This window comes from uncultured Massilia sp. (assembly GCF_913773735.1).
Lineage (GTDB): Bacteria > Pseudomonadota > Gammaproteobacteria > Burkholderiales > Burkholderiaceae_D > Telluria.
This window is the reverse complement of sequence record NZ_CAJYEB010000012.1, coordinates 49,562-69,777: the sequence shown is the minus strand read 5'-3', so window position 1 is coordinate 69,777 and position 20,216 is coordinate 49,562. Positions and strand designations below refer to the sequence as shown.

The following is a 20,216-nucleotide window of genomic DNA, read 5'->3' as shown; positions in this document are numbered from 1 at the left end:
CGCTCCTTGAAATCAGTTCGTGGCGCCGTCGTCGGGCTGCAGCGCCAGCAGCAGCGCCGCCGCCAGCGACAGGCCGATCCCGGCCAGCTTGTACCCGCCCGGCATGGTGGCCGCCAGCGCCATCGCGATCACGGTCGTCAGCAGCGGCGCGCCGGCGTTCACCAGCGGCGACACCACCAGCGCCTTGCCGTGGCGGAAGGCATGCACCAGCGTCAGGGCGCCGATCGCATTGAGCACCTGGGTGACGGCGGCCAGCAGCGGCCCGGACGGCCCGTAGTGGATCGGCTGCGAGAAATCGGTCATGGCCAGTGCCACCGGGATGAACAGCAGCGCGCTGGCGGTCATGTAGAAGAAGATGCTTTCCGCATCCATGCTGGCGTTGGCCAGCTTGATGAAGTAGGCCTGCAGGCCCCAGGCCACCAGCACGCCCAGCGCCAGCACGAACCACAGGCCGTAGGATTGCGCCGCCTGTCCCGGCGTATAGTCGAACAGCGGCAGCGCGCAGATCGCCAGCACGATGCCGGCCGTGCCGAGCGGGCCGGTGCGCTCGCGCAGGAACAGGAAGGACAGCACGATCGTGATCACCGGCGAGAGCGAGATCAGCGGGAAGATCAGGTAGGTGGGGCCGGCCTGCACCGCGTAGAACAGGATCATCTGCCCGCCCGCGCCCAGCAGCCCGATCGCCAGGCCGTAGGCAACCGAGCGCCCGTCGCGGCGCACGCGCCAGCCGCTCCTGGCCAGCACGAACAGCGCCGGCGGCACCATGGTCAGCGCCCACACCACGTAGACCAGCGTCTCGGGAAAGCCGTACCGGGTGGGCAGGCCGGCGAACGCGCCCCACACGCCCCACAGCAGCGTGGTGGCGAGCGCGTAGCCCAGCCATCCCGCCGGGCGGGCGGCGGCCTTCGATCCCATCGTTGTCGTTTCCATCGCGCGTCCTCAGAACTTCATGCTCATGCCGGCCGCGTAGGTGCGGCCCCAGGTCTCGAAGCCGTACAGCGCGTCGCTGCGGCCCAGGTTCGAGCGCATCACGGCGTCGCTCAGGTTCTTGCCCTCGACGAACAGGGTGATGGCCTTCGTCACGTCCCACGAGGCCGACGCCGTCACCCAGGTCAGCGAGTCGACCTTGTTCGGGTAGCCGGCGATCACGTTGCTGCTCTGCGTGTACACGCCGGTGTAGTCGAACGAAATCGAGGCGTTGATGCCGTTCTTTTCGTACAGGAAGCCCAGCGAGGACGCGGTCGGCGCCACGCCTTCGAGCTGGCCGACGTACCGGCCGTTCTGGTATGCCTTGGTCAGCGTCTTGGCGAACTTGGCGTTGATGCCGAAGCCGTTGTCGAACAGGTGCTGGATGCCGACCTCGATGCCGCGCACGCGCGCCTTGTCGCCGTTGACCGGATGCGAGACGCTGTACAGGTAGCCCGGCACGCCGATGTCCACGTGCTCGTCGAGCTGGTAGGTCACGAAGTTCTTGATCTGCTTGGCGAACACCGCGGCGGTGATGGCCGACTTCGGCCGGTAGTACCACTCGACCGACAGGTCCTGCTGCACCGCCTCGGTGGGTTTCAACTTGGGGTCGCCGACGATGCTCAGCAAATAGGTGCGGTCGAGCGTGTTGTCGGTGCGGGTCGGGGCCAGCTTGTCCAGCGACGGCCGCGCCATCACCTTGGCCACCGCGCCGCGCACCACGACGTCCTCGCGCGCCCACCAGCTCAGGTTGGCCGACGGCAGGAACTTGGTGTACTTGCCGTCTTCCGACACCGGTTCGGCCTCGCTGTAGGTGATGTCCGGGCTGCTGGTGGGGACGTTCGGGGTCGGGTCATAGATCGACACGATGCGGTCGATCGCGCTCTTCGAGTTGGTCCTGGTGCGCACCAGGCGCGCGCCGACGTTGCCGTTCCAGTTCTCGCCCGACAGCTCGAACTGGCCGTACAGCGTGGCGGTCTTCTCGCGCACCGAGTAGGAATCGGTGGGCACGAACACCGGATTGGTCTTGCTGACGTCGAAGGTCTGGCCGGTCGGGTTGCCCTCGGCGTCCAGGACCGGCTTGCCGTCCAGCCTCTTCAGCGCGGCCAGGTAGGCCGGCACGTCGAAGGCGATGAAGCTGCCCGGGAAGCTGCCGCCGGCGTTGCGCATGTAGTTCGGCAGCGACATCGGCCGCACCACGTCGGCGCCCAGCGAAGCGAAGGTGGTCGTGTACATGTCGCAGTACTGGCAGGCGCCGCCGCTCTTCTCGTTGCCGATCGAGTTGCGGTCCTTCTTGCGGTCGGTGGCGCTGGCGCCGAACTGGAAGCCGTCGATGTGCCACTTGCCGTCCAGCGCCAGGCGTCCCTCCAGCGAGGCGCCGTCGATGGTGTCCTTGATGTCGGTGCCGGTCAGGCCGGTGAAGTGGATGCCGTAGTCCTTGTTGCCCAGGCGCCCGGCGGCCAGCTCGGTCGCCAGGTCGCGCCCGTCCTCGAGCTGGACGCGGATGTCCGGGAAGCCGCCGCCGTTGGCGCGGTAGTAGCCCGTATTGTGGCCGGCGATGCCGGCGACGACGAAGGTGTCCTTGCCGCCGGAGTCGCGCTTGGACGTCGAGCGGTACACGTCGCCCGTCAGCTTCAGGCTCCTGCTCGGCTTCCATTCGCCGCGCCAGCCGAACTGCATGGTGTCGACCACGCGGTCGGTGGTGACGTTGGACATTTCCGGGACCAGGTCGTGCACCGTCATGCTGGTGATCAGGTGGTCCTTCACCACGACGTCGGACCAGCGCTCCGGGGCATGCTCGACGTAGTAGGACTGCTGGTAGCCCACCTGGGGCGAATCGAGGCGCGTGGCCAGCGCGTCGACGGTCATCCTGAACTGCGGGCTGACCTTCCATTCGAAGGCGCCGGACAGCGCGGTGCGCTTCTTCTCCTCGAAGATCGAACCGAAGGAGATGCAGCACGGCGCCAGCAGGTTGCTCTCGTCGGCGCCGATGGCGCCGTCGCCGTTGACGTCGAAGCTGCCCGGCGAGTCGGCGTTGTAGGTCTGGTAGCCGAGCGAATCGGTGCGTACCTTGCGCCTGGAGAGCACGGCGCCGACGATCACGCCCATCGTGTTGTCGTTGAACGTCTTGGAGTACACGCCGGACAGCTTGCCGCCGTTCTTCTTCGACAGGTCGTTGCGTTCGCCCTCGAAGCGGATCGAGCCGTGCTGGCCGGGATTGTCCATCGGCCGCGCCGAGCGCAGGTTCACGGCGCCACCGATGCTGCCTTCCATCTGGGCCGCCTCGGCCGACTTCATCACGTCCGCGCCGCTGATCACTTCGGAGGGCAGCACGTCGAAGGCGAAGTCGCGGCCGTCGCCGTCGGTCGCCAGGATGCGCTTGTTCAGGGTGACGATGTTGTAGCCCGAGCCCAGGCCCCGCACATTGATGTACTGGCCCTCGCCGCCGCGCGTGCGCGACACCGAGATGCCGGAGATGTGGGTCAGCGAATCGGCGACGTTGTCGTCCGGGAAGCGGCCCAGTTCCGTCGCCGAGATCGAGTCCTGGATCACGTCGGCGTTGCGCTTCAGGTCGAGCGACTTGGCCAGCGCGGCGCGCGCGCCGGTCACGACGACGACGGCCTGCTGCGGCGGCTGCGCTGGCGCCGCGGCGGTGGCGGTGGCGGTGGCGGAAGCGGCCGGGGCGGCTGCCGGCGCGTCCTGCTGACCTTGCTGCTGATCTTGCTGCTGATCTTGCTGCTGGGGCGACGGGGCCTGCGCCAGCGCCGTGCCGCACAGCGCCATCTCCACCGCCGCCGCGATCAGGCTGCGCCGAAGTCCCGTCTCGAATCTGCTACCCATGGCAAATCTCCTGTCGTGATTTTCATTGTTACGAAATAGTAATAAAAGGATCTGAAAAATACAAGAAACTTTCGAAAACTTTCGATTCAACGATGTTTTGTTGTTTAATTGATCGAACCTGGATTTTCGACGCCTTTCGCAAGCAAGGCTGGTGCCCGATTGTGTTCAGCGGGACATGGTGGCCGAGTGCGCCGGCGCGCCGCCGGCACGCCGATCGGTGTATCCTGCGGGCATGCAAAGCGCCCCTTTTCCACCCGACGAAGCCGCACGCCGTGCCCTGCTGGAATCGCTGGACCTGCTGGACACCGCGCCCGAGCCCGTATTCGACCGCGTCACCCGCCTGGCCGCGCGCCTGCTCGGGGTGCCGATCGCCCTGTTTTCGCTGGTCGACGCCGACCGCCAGTGGTTCAAGTCGCGCGTCGGACTGGCGGCATCGGGGACGTCGCGCGCGGATGCGTTCTGCGCCCACACGATCCTGGGCGAGCAGCCGCTGGTGGTCGAGGATGCGCTGGCCGACCCGCGCTTCCACGACAATCCGCTCGTCACGGGGGAGCCGCACGTGCGCTTCTACGCCGGGGTGCCGGTGCGCGGGGTCCACGGCGAGGCGATCGGCACGCTGTGCGCCATCGATTCGCGCCCGCGCACGCTGGCGCCGTCCGACCTGCAGGTGCTGCGCGACCTGGCCGACATCGTCATCGAGGAAGTGCGCGCGCGCGAGGGGCTGGTGCGCGCGCGCGCTCGGCTGGTCGAGAGCGGCGCGCGCGAACGGGCCAGCGAGGACCGGCTGCGCTCGATCTTCGCGCTGGCCAGCATCGGCATCGCGCTGGTGGCGCCCGACGGCGCCTTCGCCGGCGTCAATCCCGCCCTGTGCGCCATGGTGGGCTACACCGAGGCCGAGCTGCTGGACCTGACCTTCCAGGACATCACCTGGCCGGAGGACCTGGACGCCGACCTGCTGCTGCTGCAGCGCCTGCGGCGCCGCGAGATCGAGCGCTACCAGCTGGAGAAGCGTTACGTGCGCAAGGACGGCACGGCGGTCTGGGTCGACCTGAACGTCTCGTGCAAGACCGGCGCCGACGGCGCCATCGCCTACTACGTCGCGATGGTCAAGGACATCCAGGCGCAGAAGACGGCCGAGCAGGCGATCCTCGACCTGAACGCGCAGCTGGAGGAGCGCGTGCGTGCCCGCACGCACGAGCTGCAGAACACCAATTCGATGCTGACGGCGTCCGTGCTGCAGCAGCGCCGGGCCGAGAACACGCTGCGCGAGCGCGAGGCGGAACTGCGCAGCGTGATCGAGAACGCCAACGACGCCTATATCTGCCTGGACGAGCGCGGCGCCGTCATGGCCTGGAACCGGGAAGCCGAGCGCACGTTCGGCTGGAGCGCCGCCGAGGCGATGGGCCGGCAGCTCGACGACCTGATCATCCCGCCGGAACACGCCGCGGCCCACCGGGCGGGCATGGCCCGCTACCTCGTCACCGGCCGCTCGGCGCTGTTCGACACGCGCCTGGAGCTGCCGGGCCGGCGCAAGGACGGGTCCACGCTCATGCTCGAGGTGCGGATCGCAGCGCTGGAAGTGAACGGCCGGCGCCTGTTCAGCGCCTTCCTGAACGACATCAGCGAACGCAAGGAAACCGAGGCGCGGCGCGACTTCGAGGCGCGCCACGACCTGCTGACCGGCCTGGGCAACCGCCGCGCGCTGCTCGAGCAGCTGCCGCTAGCGCAAAAGCGCGGCCAGCGCACCGGCCACGCGCTGGCCCTGCTGTTCATCGACCTGGACGGCTTCAAGGCCGTCAACGACACCTGGGGCCACGAGGCCGGCGACCGGCTGCTCGCGGAGGTGGCGGAACGCCTGACGCTGGCGGTGCGCGAGACCGACAGCGTGTTCCGCCTGGCCGGCGACGAATTCACGGTGATCCTGGAAAACCTGGGGCCGGACGCGCCGGGCGGCGCGACGGCGGTGGCGGAAAAGCTGGTTGCCGCCGTGGCGCAGCCGGTGGACCTGGCCGGCGGCGCGGCGCCCGCCGTCGCGCGGGTGGGCGCGAGCATCGGCATCGCCCTGCACGCGCCGGATGCCACGACCGATGCGGCGGCACTGATCCACATGGCGGACCGCTGCATGTACGAGGCCAAGCAGGCGGGCCGGGGACAGGTGCGGTGTGCGGGGGCGGGCTGACACGGACGTATCGGCACGGTCGCGCGTCCGGCAAGCCCGCCCGGTATTTGCACGGCCGGGTTCGGCCGCAGGCGCATCGACGCGAAGGACAAGGGGGCCAGACGATGGCAGGGATGCCGATGAGCAGGACCGCTTTACGCATGAAGTCCATGGCATTGTCCTTCATCAGCGGGGTCGCTATCTCCTATTCGTCGCTGATCGTGCCGGGACACGTCCAAGCGGTCTGCGGCGATCTGGGGACGCCGATGGCTTGCCCGGTACGCGCTGATGGGTTTCCGCTTCCATTCCTTGCAGATAGCCAAGCCACATCGCCGGTCGGCTCGGTGGCCAGAGCCCCCCTGTCGATAGCGATGGGGCTGGACGACATCCTGTGGCCACGGCTCGGTCTTGCGGTCTTGTTCTGGATGCTCGTGGTCTCGACCTGCGCCTCGGCGTGGCGGCGTCTGGGGCGCAGGCGGAACGGCGCTGGCAGTACGTCCGCGCGGGATCGCACATAGCCTTGCGGAACAGCCGGGACCGGCGCCGCGCGCGAGACGGGAGCATCCTGCCTGCGCGCGGCCCCGCTCAGCGCTCGCCCCGCAGCGTATAGATCGGCGGCTCGCGCTCGCCTTTCTCCACCATCGCGAGCAGGCGCTGCAGTTTCGCGCGCTCGGCATCGTCCCTGGCGGCCGCCACCTGCGTGCGCAGGATGGCGGCGTAGGCGGTCTGCAGCGCCTGCGCCGCCGGCACGGCCACGTCCGGCTTCACGCCCACGTGCTCCCAGTTGGTCCCGGTGACGGCATTGGTCGTGCGCGAGACCGGGATCGCGACGACGATGCCGTGGCCCACGCCGAACCAGCCCACCGGATTGGAGCCGCCGCCGGTCGTCTCGCCGACCAGCGTCCCGCGCTTGTGCGCCTGGAAGTCGTACGCGCAGTCCTCGCCGCCGGAAAACGTGCGGGCCGAGGTCAGCACGTACACCGGCTTGTCGTAGCGCTGCGCGACCGTCGGCACGGTCCAGATCTGCTGCGTCGTACCGCTCGCGCGGTGGTAGATGTCGATCAGGTGACGCTGGTCGCCGAGCGGGAAGAAATGACTCATCAGGTAGGCCACGCTCCCCGGGCTCCCGCCGCCGTTGCGGCGCAGGTCGAGGATCAGCGCATCCGTCCCCTCCATGAGCGACAGCGCCGCCGTGTACGCCGGGCCGACGAATTCCGTGGCGCCGAAGCCGCGCAGCTCGATATAGCCGACGTTGCCGGGCAGGCGCTCGATCTTCTCGATGCCGTAGCCCTGGCGCGCCGACCGGTCGCGCATCTCGGCCATCCGGGTGCGCCTGTCCACGGGGGCGGCGCCGGGCGCGTCGAAGCCTTCGTCGACCCTGGCGCCGAAGTGCAGGTCGCCGCTGACTGCGCGCAGGTCCGTCGCGAGCGCCTCGCTGAACGCCTGCGCGCCGGCGGCGGACGCGTAGCCGCCTTCGGCCCGCTTTTTGGCGATCGCGGCGCCGGCCCGCTCGGCCACGGCGGGCTCGATGTAGTTCGCCTTCAGTTCCGCCGACAGTTTTTGCACGACCGCGGCGCGGTCGGATGCGCTCAACGCGGTGTCCGCCGCCGCGAAGGCGGAACACGACAACAGGGCGCCCAATACGACCCCTGCGACAAACTGCTTCTTGCCTGCCATACGCTCCTCCAGGTTGGACCGACGATCGAATGCGGCGATTCTAGGCAATGGCCGGACGGCGCTCCAGTGAAATGCGCCGACCCGTGCATCGCCGACGACCAGTCGGTGCGGGGTTCGAGCCATCGGCGCGCGAACGTCAGGCGGGAATCGCGCAGGCGGAAAAGAACCCCGGCAGGCAGGGATTGCGATTGCCCTCGCTCCAGGCCAGGTAGAGGTCGACCGCCGGCGCGTCGTCCAGGCGCTTGAACACGATGTCCTGCATGGCCACGCGCCGCATCGAGTCCGGCACCAGCGCCACGCAGTGGGCGTCGTTCACGAGGCCGAGCATGGTCTGCTGCAGCCGCACCTCGAAGCTGACCTTCGGCTCGAAGCCGTGGCGCCGGCAGAAGTCCAGCACCTCGGCATGCAGGCGGCTGCCGGCATCCTGCGCGGTCATCGCGAACAGGTCGTCGCGCAGGTCGGTGATGCGCAGCCGGCGCGCGCGGGCGCGCGGGTGGCTGCGCGGCAGCGCCACGCACATCGGCTCGGACAGCACCAGCCGGCGCGCCAGGCCGGCGCGCGCGCGCTGGTCGAACATCACCGCCAGGTCGATCTCGCCCGCCGCCAGCCTGTCCGGCAGCTCGTCCGAGACGATCTCGCGCAGTTCCAGCGCGACCTGCGGCCAGGCCGCGCGCATCGCGCGCACCCAGCCCGGCACCACCGAATGGGCGGCGCACATCGTGAACCCGATGCGCAGCCGGCCGCTGCTGCCGGCGGCCGTCGCGCGCGCCAGCGCCTGGGCGCGCTGCAGCGCCGCCAGGATGGCGACGGCCTCGGCATGGAACGCCGCGCCGGCCGGCGTCAGCGTCACCTGGCGGCCGCCGCGCGCGAACAGCGGCGTGCCGACCTCGCGCTCGAGGGCGGCGATGCGGCGGCTCAGCGGCGGCTGCGACATGTGCAGCCGCTCGGCGGCGCGGTGGAAATTGCGCGTCTCGGCGAGCGCTAGGAAGTACCTGAGCGGTTTGATGTCGAGCATGAAAGTACCGATACCTGGACGGTATCGATGGTAGCGCAAATCAGCATTGGAAATGCATCGGCCGCGGCGCTACAGTCGTGCACCTTCACGAATGCGCACCATGATCCCGACCCTGCTCATCCTGCTTCCGATCTTCGGCCTGATCCTGGCCGGCTACCTGGCGCGGCTGCGCGGCGTCATGGGGCCGGGCGCCGCCGGCGACGTCAACCGCCTGGTCGTCTGGCTCGCCCTGCCCGCCCTGCTGTTCGACATCATGGCGCATACCGGCTGGCGCGCGATCTGGCAGCCGGGCTTCGTCGGCACCTTCATGCTGGCCAAGGGCCTGCTGTTCGGCGCCGTGCTGGGCTGGCGCCTGCTGGCGCGCAAGCCGCTGGCCGACGCCAGCATCGACGCCGTCGCCGCGTCCTACCCGAACACCGGCTACGTCGGCTTTCCGTTGTTGCTGCTGTTGTTCGGCAAGGACAGCCTGACGCCGACGACGATCGCGACCATCATCGTCGCCTGCGTGTTCTTCGCGGCGGCCATCGCGCTGATCGAGGCGGGGCTGCAGGCCGAGCGCCATCCCGCCCGGCTGGCCGCGCGGGTCGCCGGCGCCGTGCTGCGCAATCCGCTGGTGCTGGCGCCGCTCGCCGGCGCGGCGTTCGCCGGCGCCGGCGCGGTCGTGCCGGCCAGCGTCGAGACCTTCCTGAAGCTGCTCGGCGGCGCGGCCAGCCCTTGCGCGCTGGTCGGGCTGGGGCTGTTCCTGGCCAACCAGACGCTGGCGCGCACGGCAACGCCAACGGCGGCGCCGGCGCCCGGCGGGCGCGCCACGCTGGCCGCGCTGGTGGCGGCCAAGCTGGCCGTGCAGCCGCTGCTGACCTGGGCGCTGGCCACCTGGGTGTTCGCCCTGCCCGCCGCGTCGCGCCACATGGCCGTCCTGCTGGCGGCCCTGCCGACCGGCACCGGGCCGTTCATGCTGGCCGAATACTACCGGCGCGACGGGGCACTGGTCGCGCAGGTGATCCTGGCGACGACGGTGGCGTCGGTGGTCACGCTGGTGGCGGCGGCGGCGATGATGGGGATCGTGCCGGCGTAGGCACACTTGCGCGCCGGATGCCCGCGCGACGACGCGACCGGGCCGCCGGCGGATCGACGCGCCATGGTAGGATGCGGCGGCAGGCCCCATCCGAACCTTCCCGCCGCCAGGATGAAAAACACCGCCCCGACCCTCCACGACGTCGCCGCCGCCGCCCGCGTCTCGACCGCCACCGTGTCGAAGTTCATCAACGGCGTGCAGCGCTTCTCGCCCGCCGTCGAAGCCGCGATCGCGGCCGCGATCGCCAGCCTGGGCTACCGGTCCAACCAGCTCGCGCGTTCGATGGTCACCGGGCGCACCGCCACCGTCGGCATCGCGCTGCCCGACCCCGCCGATCCGCACGTCGCCCCCGTCCTGAAAGGCGCCGCCCGCGTCGCCGCCGAGCAGGGCTTCGCCGTCCTGCTGGTCGATACCGGCGCGGCGCAGGGACCGTGCACACCGCAGGACCTGGGCACGCGCGTGGACGGCGTGCTCGTGGCCGCGTCCGCCCGCGACGAGGACAGGGGCTGGACGACCGGCTTCGGCAAGCCGCTGGTGCATGCCGGCGACGCGGGCGGGGACGACCATGCCGGCGCCTGCATGCTGGCGCGCCACCTGCTGATGCTGGGCCACCGCCGCTTCGCCTGGCTGGGCTGCCCGGCGGCGGCCGGCAATGCCCGGCGCCTGGCCGACGTGCGCGATTGCCTGGCCGCGGCCGGCCTGGCGCCGGACGTCGTCGACGCCGACGCGCCCACGCTGGCCGAGGGCACGCGCCTGTGCGCCGGCATCGTGCTGGGCGAGCGGCGGCCGGACGCCCTGCTCTGCTGCGACGACCTGCTGGCGCTGGGGTTCATGAAGGAGGCGTCCAGGCTCGGCCTGGCCATTCCGCGCGAGCTGTCCGTCGCCGGCTTCGGCAACCTGGCCTGCGGCGACGTCGCCACGCCGGGGCTGACCACGGTCGACCCGCACGGCGAACGGGTCGGCGCCGGCGCGATGCGGCTGCTGCTGGCGCGGGTGCGCGGCGAGGCGCCGCCGCGGCCCGACGGCATGGCGCCGCAACTCGTGCTGCGCGCCTCGACCGCCGCGCGCCAGCCTTGACGAGGCGGCCTACAGGTGGGCCAGCCGCCCGCCGTCGACCAGCAGCGCACTGCCGTTGACGAAGGCAGCCTGCGGACTCGCCAGGAACACGATGGCCGCGGCCACGTCGCCGGGCGCGCCCACGTCCGCCGGGTCGATGGTCTCGGCGCCGGACTTCACGTTCGGGTTGTCCCACAACATCGGCGTATCGATGGCGCCCGGCACCACGGCGTTCACGCGGATCCTTTTCGGCTTGCCCTCGATCGCCGCCGAGCGCGTCAGCGACAGCAGCGCCGCCTTGGCGGCGGCATACGGCGCGACCAGCTGCTCGGTGGCACAGGCGTGCACGCTGGAGACGTTGACGACGGCGCCCCCGCCTTCCATCAGCAGGAAGGCGTGCTTGATCAGGTGGAAGGCGCCGATCAGGTCGACGTCGAGCGTGGCGCGCCAGTCGTCCGCCACCTGTTCCGCGATCGGCTTGAAATGCATGACGCCGGCGTTGTTGACGGCGACGTCCCAGCGCCCGAACTGGCGCAGCGTGGCGCGCACCAGGTCCTGCACCTGGTCTTCGTGCGCCACGTCGCAGGTGCCGGTGGCGATGTGCTGCGCCGGCGCGTCCCGTTCCAGCTCGGTGCGGGCGCGATCGAGCGTGTCCTGGTGGCGCCCGGCCAGCATCACGCGCGCGCCTTCGCGCAGCAGCGCGCGCGCCGTGGCCAGGCCGATGCCGCCGGCGGCGCCGGTGACGATGGCGACGCGTCCTTCGAGTTGCATGGTTCCTCCCTGTCCCGTGTCCTCGCCGCCAGTGTAGCGGGACGCGGCCAGGCGCGGAGCACGGACGGCGCGGCCGGGGTCGGCCGCAGCCGCAGCCGCAGCCTCAGTCGCGCAGGCCCGGAATGTCGCCGACTTCCTGCAGCCGCCGGTGCGACGACTCCGGCCGCCCGAACAGGTAGCCCTGGAAGTGCGAGCAGCCCTCTTCCTGCAGGCGCAGGAACTGTTCGGGGGTTTCCACGCCCTCGGCCGTCGTATGGATCAGGAGGCTGTTCGACAGGCCGGTGATGGCGCGGATGATCGCCAGTGCCTCGCGGCTGGAACCGATGTCCTGCACGAAGGACTTGTCGATCTTGATCTTGTCGAAGGGGAAGGAGCGCAGGTAGCTCAGCGAGGAATAGCCGGTGCCGAAATCGTCCAGCGAGATCGCCACGCCCAGCGCCTTGAGCGCGCGCAGCGTGCGGATATTGGCGTCGCTGTCGTCGAGCAGCACCGATTCGGTAATCTCCAGCTCCAGCCGGTGCGGCGCCAGGCCGGAGTCGGCCAGCGCCAGCGCGACGGTCGCCACCAGCTCGCGGTTCTTGAACTGGACCGGCGACAGGTTGACGGCGACGGTCTCGCCGTTTGTCCAGCCGGCCGCTTCCTGGCAGGCCAGGTTCAGGGCGCGCGCGCCGAGGTCGTTGATCAGGCCCGTTTCCTCGGCCAGCGGGATGAAGTCGAGCGGCACGATCTGGCCGCGCTCCGGATGGTTCCAGCGCATCAGCGCCTCGTAGCCGGCGATGCGGCAATCCTTCTCGATGATCGGCTGGTACACCATCTCGATCTGGCCCAGGTGCAGCGCGCGGCGCATGTCCGTCTCCATCTGGCGGCGGATGCGCGAGGCTTCCTCCAGCTCCGGGCGGAACACTTCGTAGCGGTTGCGGCCGTTGCGCTTGGCCTCGTACAGCGCCATGTCGCCGAAGCGCAGCAGGTGCTCGGCGGTGGCGCCGGAATTGGTCGAGGCGATGCCGACCGACAGGCCGACGCTGAAGCTGTGGTCGTCGATCTGGAAGGCCTGGCCGACCGCGTCGATCAGGCGCTGGGCCGCCGCCCGGGCTTCGTCCAGGCGCTTCAGGCCGGGCAGCACGACGGCGAACTCGTCGCCGCCCAGGCGCGCCAGCGTGTCCTGTTCGCGCAGGTATTTCTTCAGCCGCTTGGCCAGCGCCAGCAGCAGCTTGTCGCCGTAGGCATGGCCCAGCGCGTCGTTGATGTTCTTGAAGTTGTCCAGGTCCAGGCACAGGATCGCCGTGATCGCGCGCTGCGCCTGGTCCGCCGCGATCGCCGCTTCCAGGCGATCGTGGAAGAAGGCCCGGTTGGGCAAGTCGGTGAGGCCGTCGTGCTGCGCCATGTGGTGGATGCGGGCGTAGGCGGCCAGTTCCTCCGTCACGTCCTCCGCGATCACGAGCGTGTAGTCGCCCTCGCCGTCCGGCCGGCTGCCGTACACGGCGCGGCAGCGCAGCGTGCGCGTGCCCAGCGCCGTCTCGACCTCGCTCTCGTCGAGGCGCATCTCGGAGCCGGGTCCCACGCCCGCCACCTGGCGCCCGACGTAGGCCGCCGCCGCCGCGCCGAGGCAGGACAGCGGCGCGCCGGGCGCGATGGCGCGGCCGCCGCCGAACAGGCGCTGCGCGTGCTGGTTCGCCAGCAGGATGCGCTGCGCGCCGTCCAGCGCCAGCACGCCGGCGGGAATGTTGGCGATCACGGAGTCGAGGAAGCGCGACAGCGCCGCGGCCTGCTGGCCGTACTTCTCGGCCAGTTCCTTGGCATCGAGCAGCCTGAGTTCCTGCTGGCGGCGCTCGGTGATGTCGCGCGTGATCTTGGCGAAGCCGATCAGGCGTCCGTCGTCGTCGTGCACCGCGTCGATCACGACGCTGGTCCAGAACGTGCTGCCGTCCTTGCGCACGCGCCAGCCCTCGGCCTCGAAACGGTGTTCGCGCCGCGCCGTCTCCAGCGCCGCCTGCGGCATCCCGGCGGCGCGCTCCTCGTCGCGGTAGAACACGGAGAAGTGCCGCCCGACGATCTCGTCCGCCGTGTAGCCCTTGGCGCGCTGCGCGCCGGCGTTCCAGTTCACCACGTGGCCGTCGGTGTCGAGCATGTAGATCGCGTAGTCGGTCACGCCCTGCACCAGGTGGCGGAAGCGCTGCTCCTGCTCGCGCCGCGCCTGCTCGGCCGCGCGCTCGGCACTGCAGTCGCGCGTGATCTTGGCGAAGCCCAGCAGCGTGCCGTCCTCCTTGCGGATCGCATCGATCACGACGTGGGCCCAGAACGCGCTGCCGTCCTTGCGCAGGCGCCAGCCATGGTCCTCGAAGCGTCCGCTGCGGCGCGCGGTCTCGAGGTTGACGTCGGGGATGCCGGCCGCGACGTCCTGCGGCGCGTAGAACGTCGAATAGTGCCGCCCCACGATCTCGTCGGCCGCATAGCCCTTGGCGCGTTCGGCGCCGGCGTTCCAGCTCGCGACGATGCCGTCCGGCGTCAGCATGTAGATCGCGTAGTCGACGACGCCCTGCACCAGCAGGCGATACATCAGGTCGGAGTTCTCGGCATTCGGTGTCATGGCGGCGGCGACGGCAGGTCCGGGGCGGAAGGGCGGCGGGAAGGCGGCAGGATGCGGTTCGCTGCGATTGTAACGAAATTTGTTACACAGGGGAAATAATGTTTCTCTATCGACGCGATCGGATGGAGCAATCGGAGGGAGCAATCGCGCGTGCGCCATGGTGCGCCGCGCCATCGCCTCCGGTTGACAATGCTGCCATGGCGCCTACACTGGACCATGGGCGGCGTCGTCCGGACAACGGCACGGAGGCGGAAATGGTCATCGTCAAGGGATTGCTGGCGGCAGCGCTCGCCGGCCTCGGTATGTTCGCGGTCTACACCGCCGGCGCGGATCCGACCGACGTCGCCGCCGCGCAGGCGGCGCCCTCTCCGCCGGTCGGCCTGGCCGGCCTGCTGCGCCCGCTGGAGCACTGAAGGGACGCCGCCGTCAATAGACGTCGCGGCGGTAGCGCCCTTCCTGCATCAGGCGGTCGCGCGCCGCAGCCCCGAGCACGTCCGCCAGCGCGTCGTCCACGCCGCCGGCCATGCCGCGCAGGCTGCCGCACACGTGGATGACGGCGCCCTGCCCGATCCATGCGCGCAACACGTCGGCGCGTGCGCGCAGGCGGTCCTGCACGTACCCCGCGCCGTCGCCGTCGCGCGAAAACACGAGGTCAAGTTCCGCCAGCACGCCGTCGGCGCGCCACTGCGCGATCTCGCGCGCGCACAGGCTGTCGAACGCGCGCTGGCGCTCGCCGAACAGCAGCCAGTTGCGGCCGCGTCCCGCGGCGACGCGCTCGCGCAGGTGCGCGCGCAGCCCCGCCATGCCGGATCCGTTGCCGATATAAATGCACGGTACGTCATCAATGGGGCCATGGAACGATGGATTCGACACGATTCGTGCACGAATCGCCATGCCCACGCTCGCATGCGCGGTCAGCCATCCCGAGGCCAGTCCCAGCCCCTGTTCGTGGCGCGCCTGGCGCACCAGCAGCTGCACCGCGCCATCGGCGCCGATGCTGGCGATCGAATAGCGCCGCGGCGCGGCCGGCTTGAGCGCATCGGCGCATTCCTGTTCCGAGGCGAAGCCGTGCGCCGCGTTCGGCAGGTCGCTCGTGGCCAGCACCTCGGCCAGCGTGGCGCGCGCGTCGCCGCGCACGACCAGCGCATTGCCGTGCAGCGCGCTCGCGGCCAGCCAGGCGGCGACGGCGTCGGGCGCATGGCGCGGCGCCACCTCCACCAGGTCGCCGGCGCGCCAGCGCGCATCCGGACCGGGCGCCAGCGTGATCTCGCACAGCGGCGCACCCAGGCTGCCGGCATTGAGCACGGCGCGCGCGGCCAGCGTCCAGTCGGCGAACGGCGCGGCGTCGGCCTGCCAGCCGGCCCCGTCGCCGGCGGCCGCATCACCCACGTCCAGCGCGTCGGCCCAGCGGCCCAGCGCGGCGGCATCGCCCTGGTCGACCTCGATGATCGGGAATAGCGGCCGCGCGCCGAGCGCGTGCAGGCGCCGGTCGAGCGCATGGCCGAAGCCGCAGAACTGCGCGTAATTGCGGTCGCCCAGGCCCAGCACGGCATAGCGCAGGTCGGGCAAGGCCGTGCCGGACGCCGCGTCGGCCGTTTCCAGCTCGCGGCTGAAGCGCCGCGCCGAATCGGGCGGCTCGCCCTCGCCGAAGCTGCTGGCCACGAACAGCGCCTTGCGGTAGCGGCCCAGGTCGCGCAGCGCCAGCGCGGCCAGCGGTTGCACGTGCACGTCCATGCCGGCGCGGCGCAGCGCCGCCGCCGTGTGCAGCGCGATGCGTTCCGCCTGGCCGCTCTGGGTGGCGAAGGCCAGCAGCGTCGGCGCCGTGCCCGCGCCGGGCGCGGCCGGCGCCGCGGCCAGGGCGGCCAGCGCGGCGCGCTCGCGCTCCACGGCGCGCGCCTGGCGGCGCCGGCTCAGGTACAGCATCCAGCCGGTGATCGCGAAGCCGGGCAGCGCCAGGCTCGCCAGCATCATGACGATGCGGCCGGGCAGGCCCCAGAAGGTGCCCATGTGCAGCGGGTAGATGGCGGCCAGCGCGCGCCGGCCGGCGCCCAGGCTGGCGTAGGGCGCGTCCTTCAGCAGCGCGCCGTCGGCGCCGACCGACATGGTGCCGCGCGCGCGCTCGTGCGGCGCCTCCCTGGACAGCCAGCTGAATTGCAGCGGCTGGCCGGCCTTGTCGGGAATGCGCAGGCTGGACATCGCCCAGTCCGGCGCCTGCGTCGTGAAGGTGTGCCAGGCCGGCCCCACCAGCGGCAGTTGCTGGCGCGCCGGCGCCTTGCCCTTGGCGGCGTTCGGCGCCGCGCGCGGGGCGCGGCGCACGTCGGCCCAGCCGTCCAGCGTGTCGCGCACGACGTCGAACGCCCAGTAGGCGCCGGTGCCGGCGAACACCAGGTAGCACGGCAGCGCGATCGTGCCGGCCACGGCGTGCAGGCTCCACAGGAAGGAACGTCCCTTCAGGCGCGGATTGACGGTGAACCAGGCGCGCCAGTCGCCCGGGCGGCGCGGCCAGCGCAGGTACAGGCCGCTCAGCGCGAGGCCGATCAGGCACAGCGCCAGCGTCCCCAGCACGGCGCGGCCGGGTTCGCGCGGCAGCAGCAGCCAGCGGTGCAGCGACTCGACCCACTCGAACGCCGCCTCGCCCGCCAGGGGCGGCAGCAGCGCGCCGTCGTACGGGTCGACGTGGATCGCCTCGCCGCGCCGCTGGCCCGGCGCCGGCGCGAAGATCACGCGGGCCGACCGTCCCGGCTCCGCGTACACCATCAGGTTGGTGATGCGCTCGTGCGGATGGGCGCGCTGGACCGCCTGCAGCAGCGCATCCGGCGCCAGCGCCGGCGCCTGGCGCACGGCCACGCTGCGCACGCCCGGGTTGAACAGGTCGAGCACTTCGTCGCGGAAGGCCAGGATGGCCCCCGTCAGGCCGATCGCGAGCAGCAGCGTGCCGGCCGTGATCCCGACCAGCCAGTGCAGCTGGAACCAGGCCTGGCGCAGCGACGGCAGGCGCAGGCGGCGCGGGGAAGCGGACGGTGGAGCGGCGCGATGCATGGGAAGCGGACCTCGTGGGGGTGGATGCAACTGGGCATCATATCGCTAATGAGAATCATTTTCAACAAGAAGCCACACCCATGCCGCCCGCCGCCGTCCGCCCTTGTGCGGAACGACCCAAACTGTTGATAATAAGAAACCCCATTCACGCTTCCACGCCATGGCCGCCATCTCCCCCGCCCTCGTCCCCTTGCGCATGCGCGCCGGCCACTACCGTGAACGCGACGTGCTCGAACGCCTGCGCGACGGCCTGCCGGCGGGTTTCGAGATCTTCCACAACATCGCGCTGCACACGCTGCAGGGCGGACGCGACCGCTACGGCGAGATCGACATCGCCGTGCTGGCGCCGAACGGGGCCCTGCTGCTGATGGAAGTGAAGGCCGGCGACGTGGTGCTGCGCGCCGGCCAGGTGGTCAAGCTGTACGGCGAGCGCGAATGCGACGTGGCGCACCAGGTCGAGATGCAGCGCGTCGCCATGCAGCGCCGCCTGCAGGAAGCGCGCATCCGGCCGGCGCTGGCGAGCTGCCTGGTCCTGCCGGACTACGCGCTCGGCGACGCCGCGGTGGCGTCGATCCCGCGCGAGCGCATCATCGATGCCGCGCGCTACGGCCAGATGGCGGCGATCGTGCGCGACTGGCTGGTGCAGGCCGCGCCGGCGCAGGTCGACCGCGCGGCGCTGCGGCGCCTGCTGCTGAACCAGTTCGAGGTCACGCCCGACCTGGATGCGATGCGCGGCCACGTCGACGGCGCCGTGCGCCGGCTGGCGGACGGCCTGGCGACCTGGGTGCCGCGCATCGAGGCGCCGTCCGGCATCTTCCGGATCCAGGGCACCGCGGGTTCCGGCAAGACCCAGCTGGCGCTGCGCCTGCTGGAAGACGCCGCGGCCGCCGGCCTGAAGGCCGGCTACGTGTGCTACAACCGCGCGCTGGCCGACCACGTGCGGCGGCTGGCGCCGGCCCGCGCCGAGGTCGTGAACTACCACGCGCTGTGCGTCGAGCACTGCCTGCGCAGCGGCGCCGAGCCGGCATTCTCGCCGGACGGCTTCCGGCGCATGGAAGCGGCCTACGTCGCGGCCAGCGCCGGATTCGCCGCATCGCTCGACCTGCTGGTCGTCGACGAGGGCCAGGACTTCGACGCCGACTGGGTGCAGAGCCTGTGCAGCCGCCTGCAGCCCGACGGCCGCCTGTACCTGCTCGAGGACGACGCCCAGCGCCTGTACCGGCAGGCGCCGTTCGACCTGCCGGGCGCGGTCGCCATCCGCTGCAGCGACAATTTCCGCAGCCCGCAGCGCGTGTGCGACACGATCAACGCGCTGGGCCTGGTGCAGCCGCCGATCCGCGCCCACAATCCCTACGCCGGCGACGTGCCGGGCGTGCGCACCTACCGCGACGACGCCGGTCTGCTGGCCGCCCTTGAGGCGGCCGTGGCCGACCTGCTCGCGCGCGGCTTCGCCGTCGAGGACATCGCGGTGGTGTGCTGCCGCGGGCGCGGGCGCTCGCTGCTGCTGCACCGCGCGACGCTCGGACCGCACCCGACGCGCCGCTTCACCGGCGAATACGACCGCGACGGCGAACCGCGCTGGAGCGACGGCCAGCTGCTGGTGGAATCGGTGTACCGCTACAAGGGACAGAGTGCGCCGGCCGTCGTGGTCGCCGAATTCGACTTCCCCGAACTGGACGAGACGGCGCGCCGCAACCTGTTCGTCGCGCTCACGCGGGCGCGCATGGCGGTCGAGCTGGTGCTGTCGGAAGCTGCCGAGCAGGGGCTGGCGCAAGCGTTCGCGCGCGCCGCGGCGCACTGACTCGCCGCATCCCGGTCGTCCGGCCACCCCGGCGTGCGGCGTGCGGCGTGCGGCGTCAAGCGTACGCCGCCGCCATCCTGCGCACGATGCCCGCCACTTCGTCGCGCAGCGCGGCCGGCTCCTCGATCACCACGCCGTCGCCGAAGCCGAGCAGCCACCACACCAGCGCGCGCGTGTTCGGGACCGTGGCGGCCAGGCGCAGGTCGCCGTCGGGTCCCGCGGACAGCACCTGGTCGGCGCTGAGCGGCGTTTCGTACAGGTGTTCGCCGGCCGTGCGCGAAAAACGCGCGCGCAGCAGGATCGGCGCACCGGCGATCACGCCGAACTGGCCGGACGCGATGTAGGCGTCGATGTCGAAGCCGGCCTTCCTGCGCGCCGGCTCGTACAGCGCCTCCGCCTGCACCACGCGATGCAGCGCGATCGTGCGCACGTCTTCGAAGTCGGAGAACATGCAGACCAGGTAGACCAGGCCGCCGCGCTGGACGACCGCCAGCGGATGCACGTGCTCGTACACGGTCGGCGCGGCGGCGTCGCGCTTGCGGTAGTGCAGGCGCAGCTGGCGGTCATGGGCCAGGGCGAGGTAGACGGTGCGCTGGCATGCCTCGTCCAGGCGCGGCGGCAGCAGCGGCTGCTGCGGCGGCACGCTGCGCACCTTGTCCAGCCACGTGCGCGACCCCGCGTCGCCGGCCGGTCCGAGCGTGCGCGCGGCCGAGGCGAAGTGCGGGCGCAGCGCGTCGACGGCGCCGGGCGGCAGGTGGTGGCGCAGGTGCTGCTCGACCATGGCCAGCGTCAGCGCCTCCGGCACCGTCAGGCCGGGCAGGTTGAAGCCGGCATGCTGCATCCAGCTCCAGCGGAACGGCTTGCAGTCCTCGTCGGCGACGATCGGGAACACTGCCGACAGTTCCTTCAGGTCGCGCTCGACGGTGCGCTTGGCCACCGGGAAGTCGGCCGCCAGCTTGTCGTGCAGTTCCGTCGCCGAGATGCTGGCCGGCGCGCGCGGTACCATGCGCAGCATCTGCCACTGGCGCAGCAGGGATTTCTGGTTGGTCGTCATCGGTCATGCTCCGGACGGTCGTCGTGTCGCCGGTGTGCGGCAGGTAGCGCCATAAAATCGCGGGTCTTTCATGCGGGTGACAGGTCGTATCTGTTTCTATAAGGAAATGCTAACACATCGTGCTCGCCATGCCGGCCAGCGTATCCGGAAGCGCGACAGCGGCTGTCGCAGCCGCC

13 protein-coding genes are annotated in these 20,216 nt (G+C 71.1%); 5 read left to right on the top strand and 8 right to left on the bottom strand.

From position 1 onward, the window contains the following. Nucleotides 1-12: 12 nt before the first annotated feature. Entirely contained in the window at nucleotides 13-930 is a 918-nt protein-coding gene (locus tag QZ749_RS05130) for a DMT family transporter (protein WP_296944043.1), read from the bottom strand. Nucleotides 931-939: 9 nt separating this feature from the next. Beyond that, complete coding sequence (locus QZ749_RS05125; protein ID WP_296944041.1) at nucleotides 940-3,807, bottom strand: TonB-dependent receptor; 2,868 nt, start codon at nucleotides 3,805-3,807, stop codon at nucleotides 940-942. 232 nt (nucleotides 3,808-4,039) lie between these two features. Here QZ749_RS05125 and QZ749_RS05120 point away from each other — a divergent pair, with 232 nt between their 5' ends. Beyond that, entirely contained in the window at nucleotides 4,040-5,986 is a 1,947-nt protein-coding gene (locus QZ749_RS05120; RefSeq protein WP_296944039.1) for a PAS domain S-box protein, read from the top strand. A gap of 564 nt (nucleotides 5,987-6,550) precedes the next feature. Here QZ749_RS05120 and QZ749_RS05115 read toward each other — a convergent pair. Together QZ749_RS05115 and QZ749_RS05110 are read right to left on the bottom strand one after the other, a co-directional pair. After that, nucleotides 6,551-7,558 carry a S41 family peptidase gene (locus QZ749_RS05115; protein ID WP_296944038.1) on the bottom strand — a complete coding sequence of 336 codons (1,008 nt, stop codon included), beginning with the start codon at nucleotides 7,556-7,558 and terminating at the stop codon, nucleotides 6,551-6,553. A gap of 220 nt (nucleotides 7,559-7,778) precedes the next feature. Further along, nucleotides 7,779-8,657 (bottom strand): LysR family transcriptional regulator, encoded by an 879-nt coding sequence (locus tag QZ749_RS05110; RefSeq protein ID WP_296944035.1) that lies wholly within the window; start codon nucleotides 8,655-8,657, stop codon nucleotides 7,779-7,781. A gap of 100 nt (nucleotides 8,658-8,757) precedes the next feature. Between QZ749_RS05110 and QZ749_RS05105 the strand changes: the two genes are divergently transcribed. Both QZ749_RS05105 and QZ749_RS05100 read left to right on the top strand, forming a co-directional pair. Further along, nucleotides 8,758-9,732, top strand: a complete 975-nt coding sequence (locus QZ749_RS05105; RefSeq protein ID WP_296944033.1) for an AEC family transporter — start codon at nucleotides 8,758-8,760, stop codon at nucleotides 9,730-9,732. A gap of 111 nt (nucleotides 9,733-9,843) precedes the next feature. After that, on the top strand, nucleotides 9,844-10,809 hold the full coding sequence (locus QZ749_RS05100; RefSeq protein WP_296944031.1) for a LacI family DNA-binding transcriptional regulator: 966 nt from the start codon (nucleotides 9,844-9,846) through the stop codon (nucleotides 10,807-10,809). A gap of 9 nt (nucleotides 10,810-10,818) precedes the next feature. On the opposite strand, the gene QZ749_RS05095 is transcribed toward QZ749_RS05100, so the two are convergent. Both QZ749_RS05095 and QZ749_RS05090 read right to left on the bottom strand, forming a co-directional pair. Beyond that, nucleotides 10,819-11,559, bottom strand: coding sequence for an SDR family NAD(P)-dependent oxidoreductase (locus QZ749_RS05095; RefSeq protein WP_296944028.1), 741 nt, complete (start codon nucleotides 11,557-11,559; stop codon nucleotides 10,819-10,821). A 103-nt stretch (nucleotides 11,560-11,662) separates the two neighbouring features. Beyond that, nucleotides 11,663-14,146, bottom strand: coding sequence for an EAL domain-containing protein (locus QZ749_RS05090; RefSeq protein ID WP_296944025.1), 2,484 nt, complete (start codon nucleotides 14,144-14,146; stop codon nucleotides 11,663-11,665). Between the two features lie 197 nt (nucleotides 14,147-14,343). Between QZ749_RS05090 and QZ749_RS05085 the strand changes: the two genes are divergently transcribed. Further along, nucleotides 14,344-14,559, top strand: coding sequence for a hypothetical protein (locus QZ749_RS05085; protein WP_296944022.1), 216 nt, complete (start codon nucleotides 14,344-14,346; stop codon nucleotides 14,557-14,559). Between the two features lie 13 nt (nucleotides 14,560-14,572). Here QZ749_RS05085 and QZ749_RS05080 read toward each other — a convergent pair whose 3' ends face one another. Further along, nucleotides 14,573-17,185 (bottom strand): sulfite reductase flavoprotein subunit alpha, encoded by a 2,613-nt coding sequence (locus QZ749_RS05080; RefSeq protein WP_296944020.1) that lies wholly within the window; start codon nucleotides 17,183-17,185, stop codon nucleotides 14,573-14,575. 160 nt (nucleotides 17,186-17,345) lie between these two features. Here QZ749_RS05080 and QZ749_RS05075 point away from each other — a divergent pair, with 160 nt between their 5' ends. Then, nucleotides 17,346-18,986 carry a nuclease-related domain-containing DEAD/DEAH box helicase gene (locus tag QZ749_RS05075; RefSeq protein WP_296944016.1) on the top strand — a complete coding sequence of 547 codons (1,641 nt, stop codon included), beginning with the start codon at nucleotides 17,346-17,348 and terminating at the stop codon, nucleotides 18,984-18,986. A gap of 55 nt (nucleotides 18,987-19,041) precedes the next feature. Here the strand turns inward: QZ749_RS05075 and QZ749_RS05070 are convergent, their stop codons facing one another. After that, entirely contained in the window at nucleotides 19,042-20,040 is a 999-nt protein-coding gene (locus tag QZ749_RS05070) for a YafY family protein (RefSeq protein WP_296944013.1), read from the bottom strand. Between the last annotated feature and the right edge of the window lie 176 nt (nucleotides 20,041-20,216).

What these genes read in the sequence shown, in the direction of transcription:
- QZ749_RS05130 (WP_296944043.1), bottom strand. Translation starts at nt 930, where the DNA reads ATGGAAACGACAACGATGGGATCGAAGGCCGCCGCCCGCCCGGCGGGA.
- QZ749_RS05125 (WP_296944041.1), bottom strand. Translation starts at nt 3,807, where the DNA reads ATGGGTAGCAGATTCGAGACGGGACTTCGGCGCAGCCTGATCGCGGCG.
- QZ749_RS05120 (WP_296944039.1), top strand. Translation starts at nt 4,040, where the DNA reads ATGCAAAGCGCCCCTTTTCCACCCGACGAAGCCGCACGCCGTGCCCTG.
- QZ749_RS05110 (WP_296944035.1), bottom strand. Translation starts at nt 8,657, where the DNA reads ATGCTCGACATCAAACCGCTCAGGTACTTCCTAGCGCTCGCCGAGACG.
- QZ749_RS05105 (WP_296944033.1), top strand. Translation starts at nt 8,758, where the DNA reads ATGATCCCGACCCTGCTCATCCTGCTTCCGATCTTCGGCCTGATCCTG.
- QZ749_RS05100 (WP_296944031.1), top strand. Translation starts at nt 9,844, where the DNA reads ATGAAAAACACCGCCCCGACCCTCCACGACGTCGCCGCCGCCGCCCGC.
- QZ749_RS05095 (WP_296944028.1), bottom strand. Translation starts at nt 11,559, where the DNA reads ATGCAACTCGAAGGACGCGTCGCCATCGTCACCGGCGCCGCCGGCGGC.
- QZ749_RS05090 (WP_296944025.1), bottom strand. Translation starts at nt 14,146, where the DNA reads ATGACACCGAATGCCGAGAACTCCGACCTGATGTATCGCCTGCTGGTG.
- QZ749_RS05085 (WP_296944022.1), top strand. Translation starts at nt 14,344, where the DNA reads ATGGCGCCTACACTGGACCATGGGCGGCGTCGTCCGGACAACGGCACG.
- QZ749_RS05080 (WP_296944020.1), bottom strand. Translation starts at nt 17,185, where the DNA reads ATGCATCGCGCCGCTCCACCGTCCGCTTCCCCGCGCCGCCTGCGCCTG.
- QZ749_RS05075 (WP_296944016.1), top strand. Translation starts at nt 17,346, where the DNA reads ATGGCCGCCATCTCCCCCGCCCTCGTCCCCTTGCGCATGCGCGCCGGC.
- QZ749_RS05070 (WP_296944013.1), bottom strand. Translation starts at nt 20,040, where the DNA reads ATGACGACCAACCAGAAATCCCTGCTGCGCCAGTGGCAGATGCTGCGC.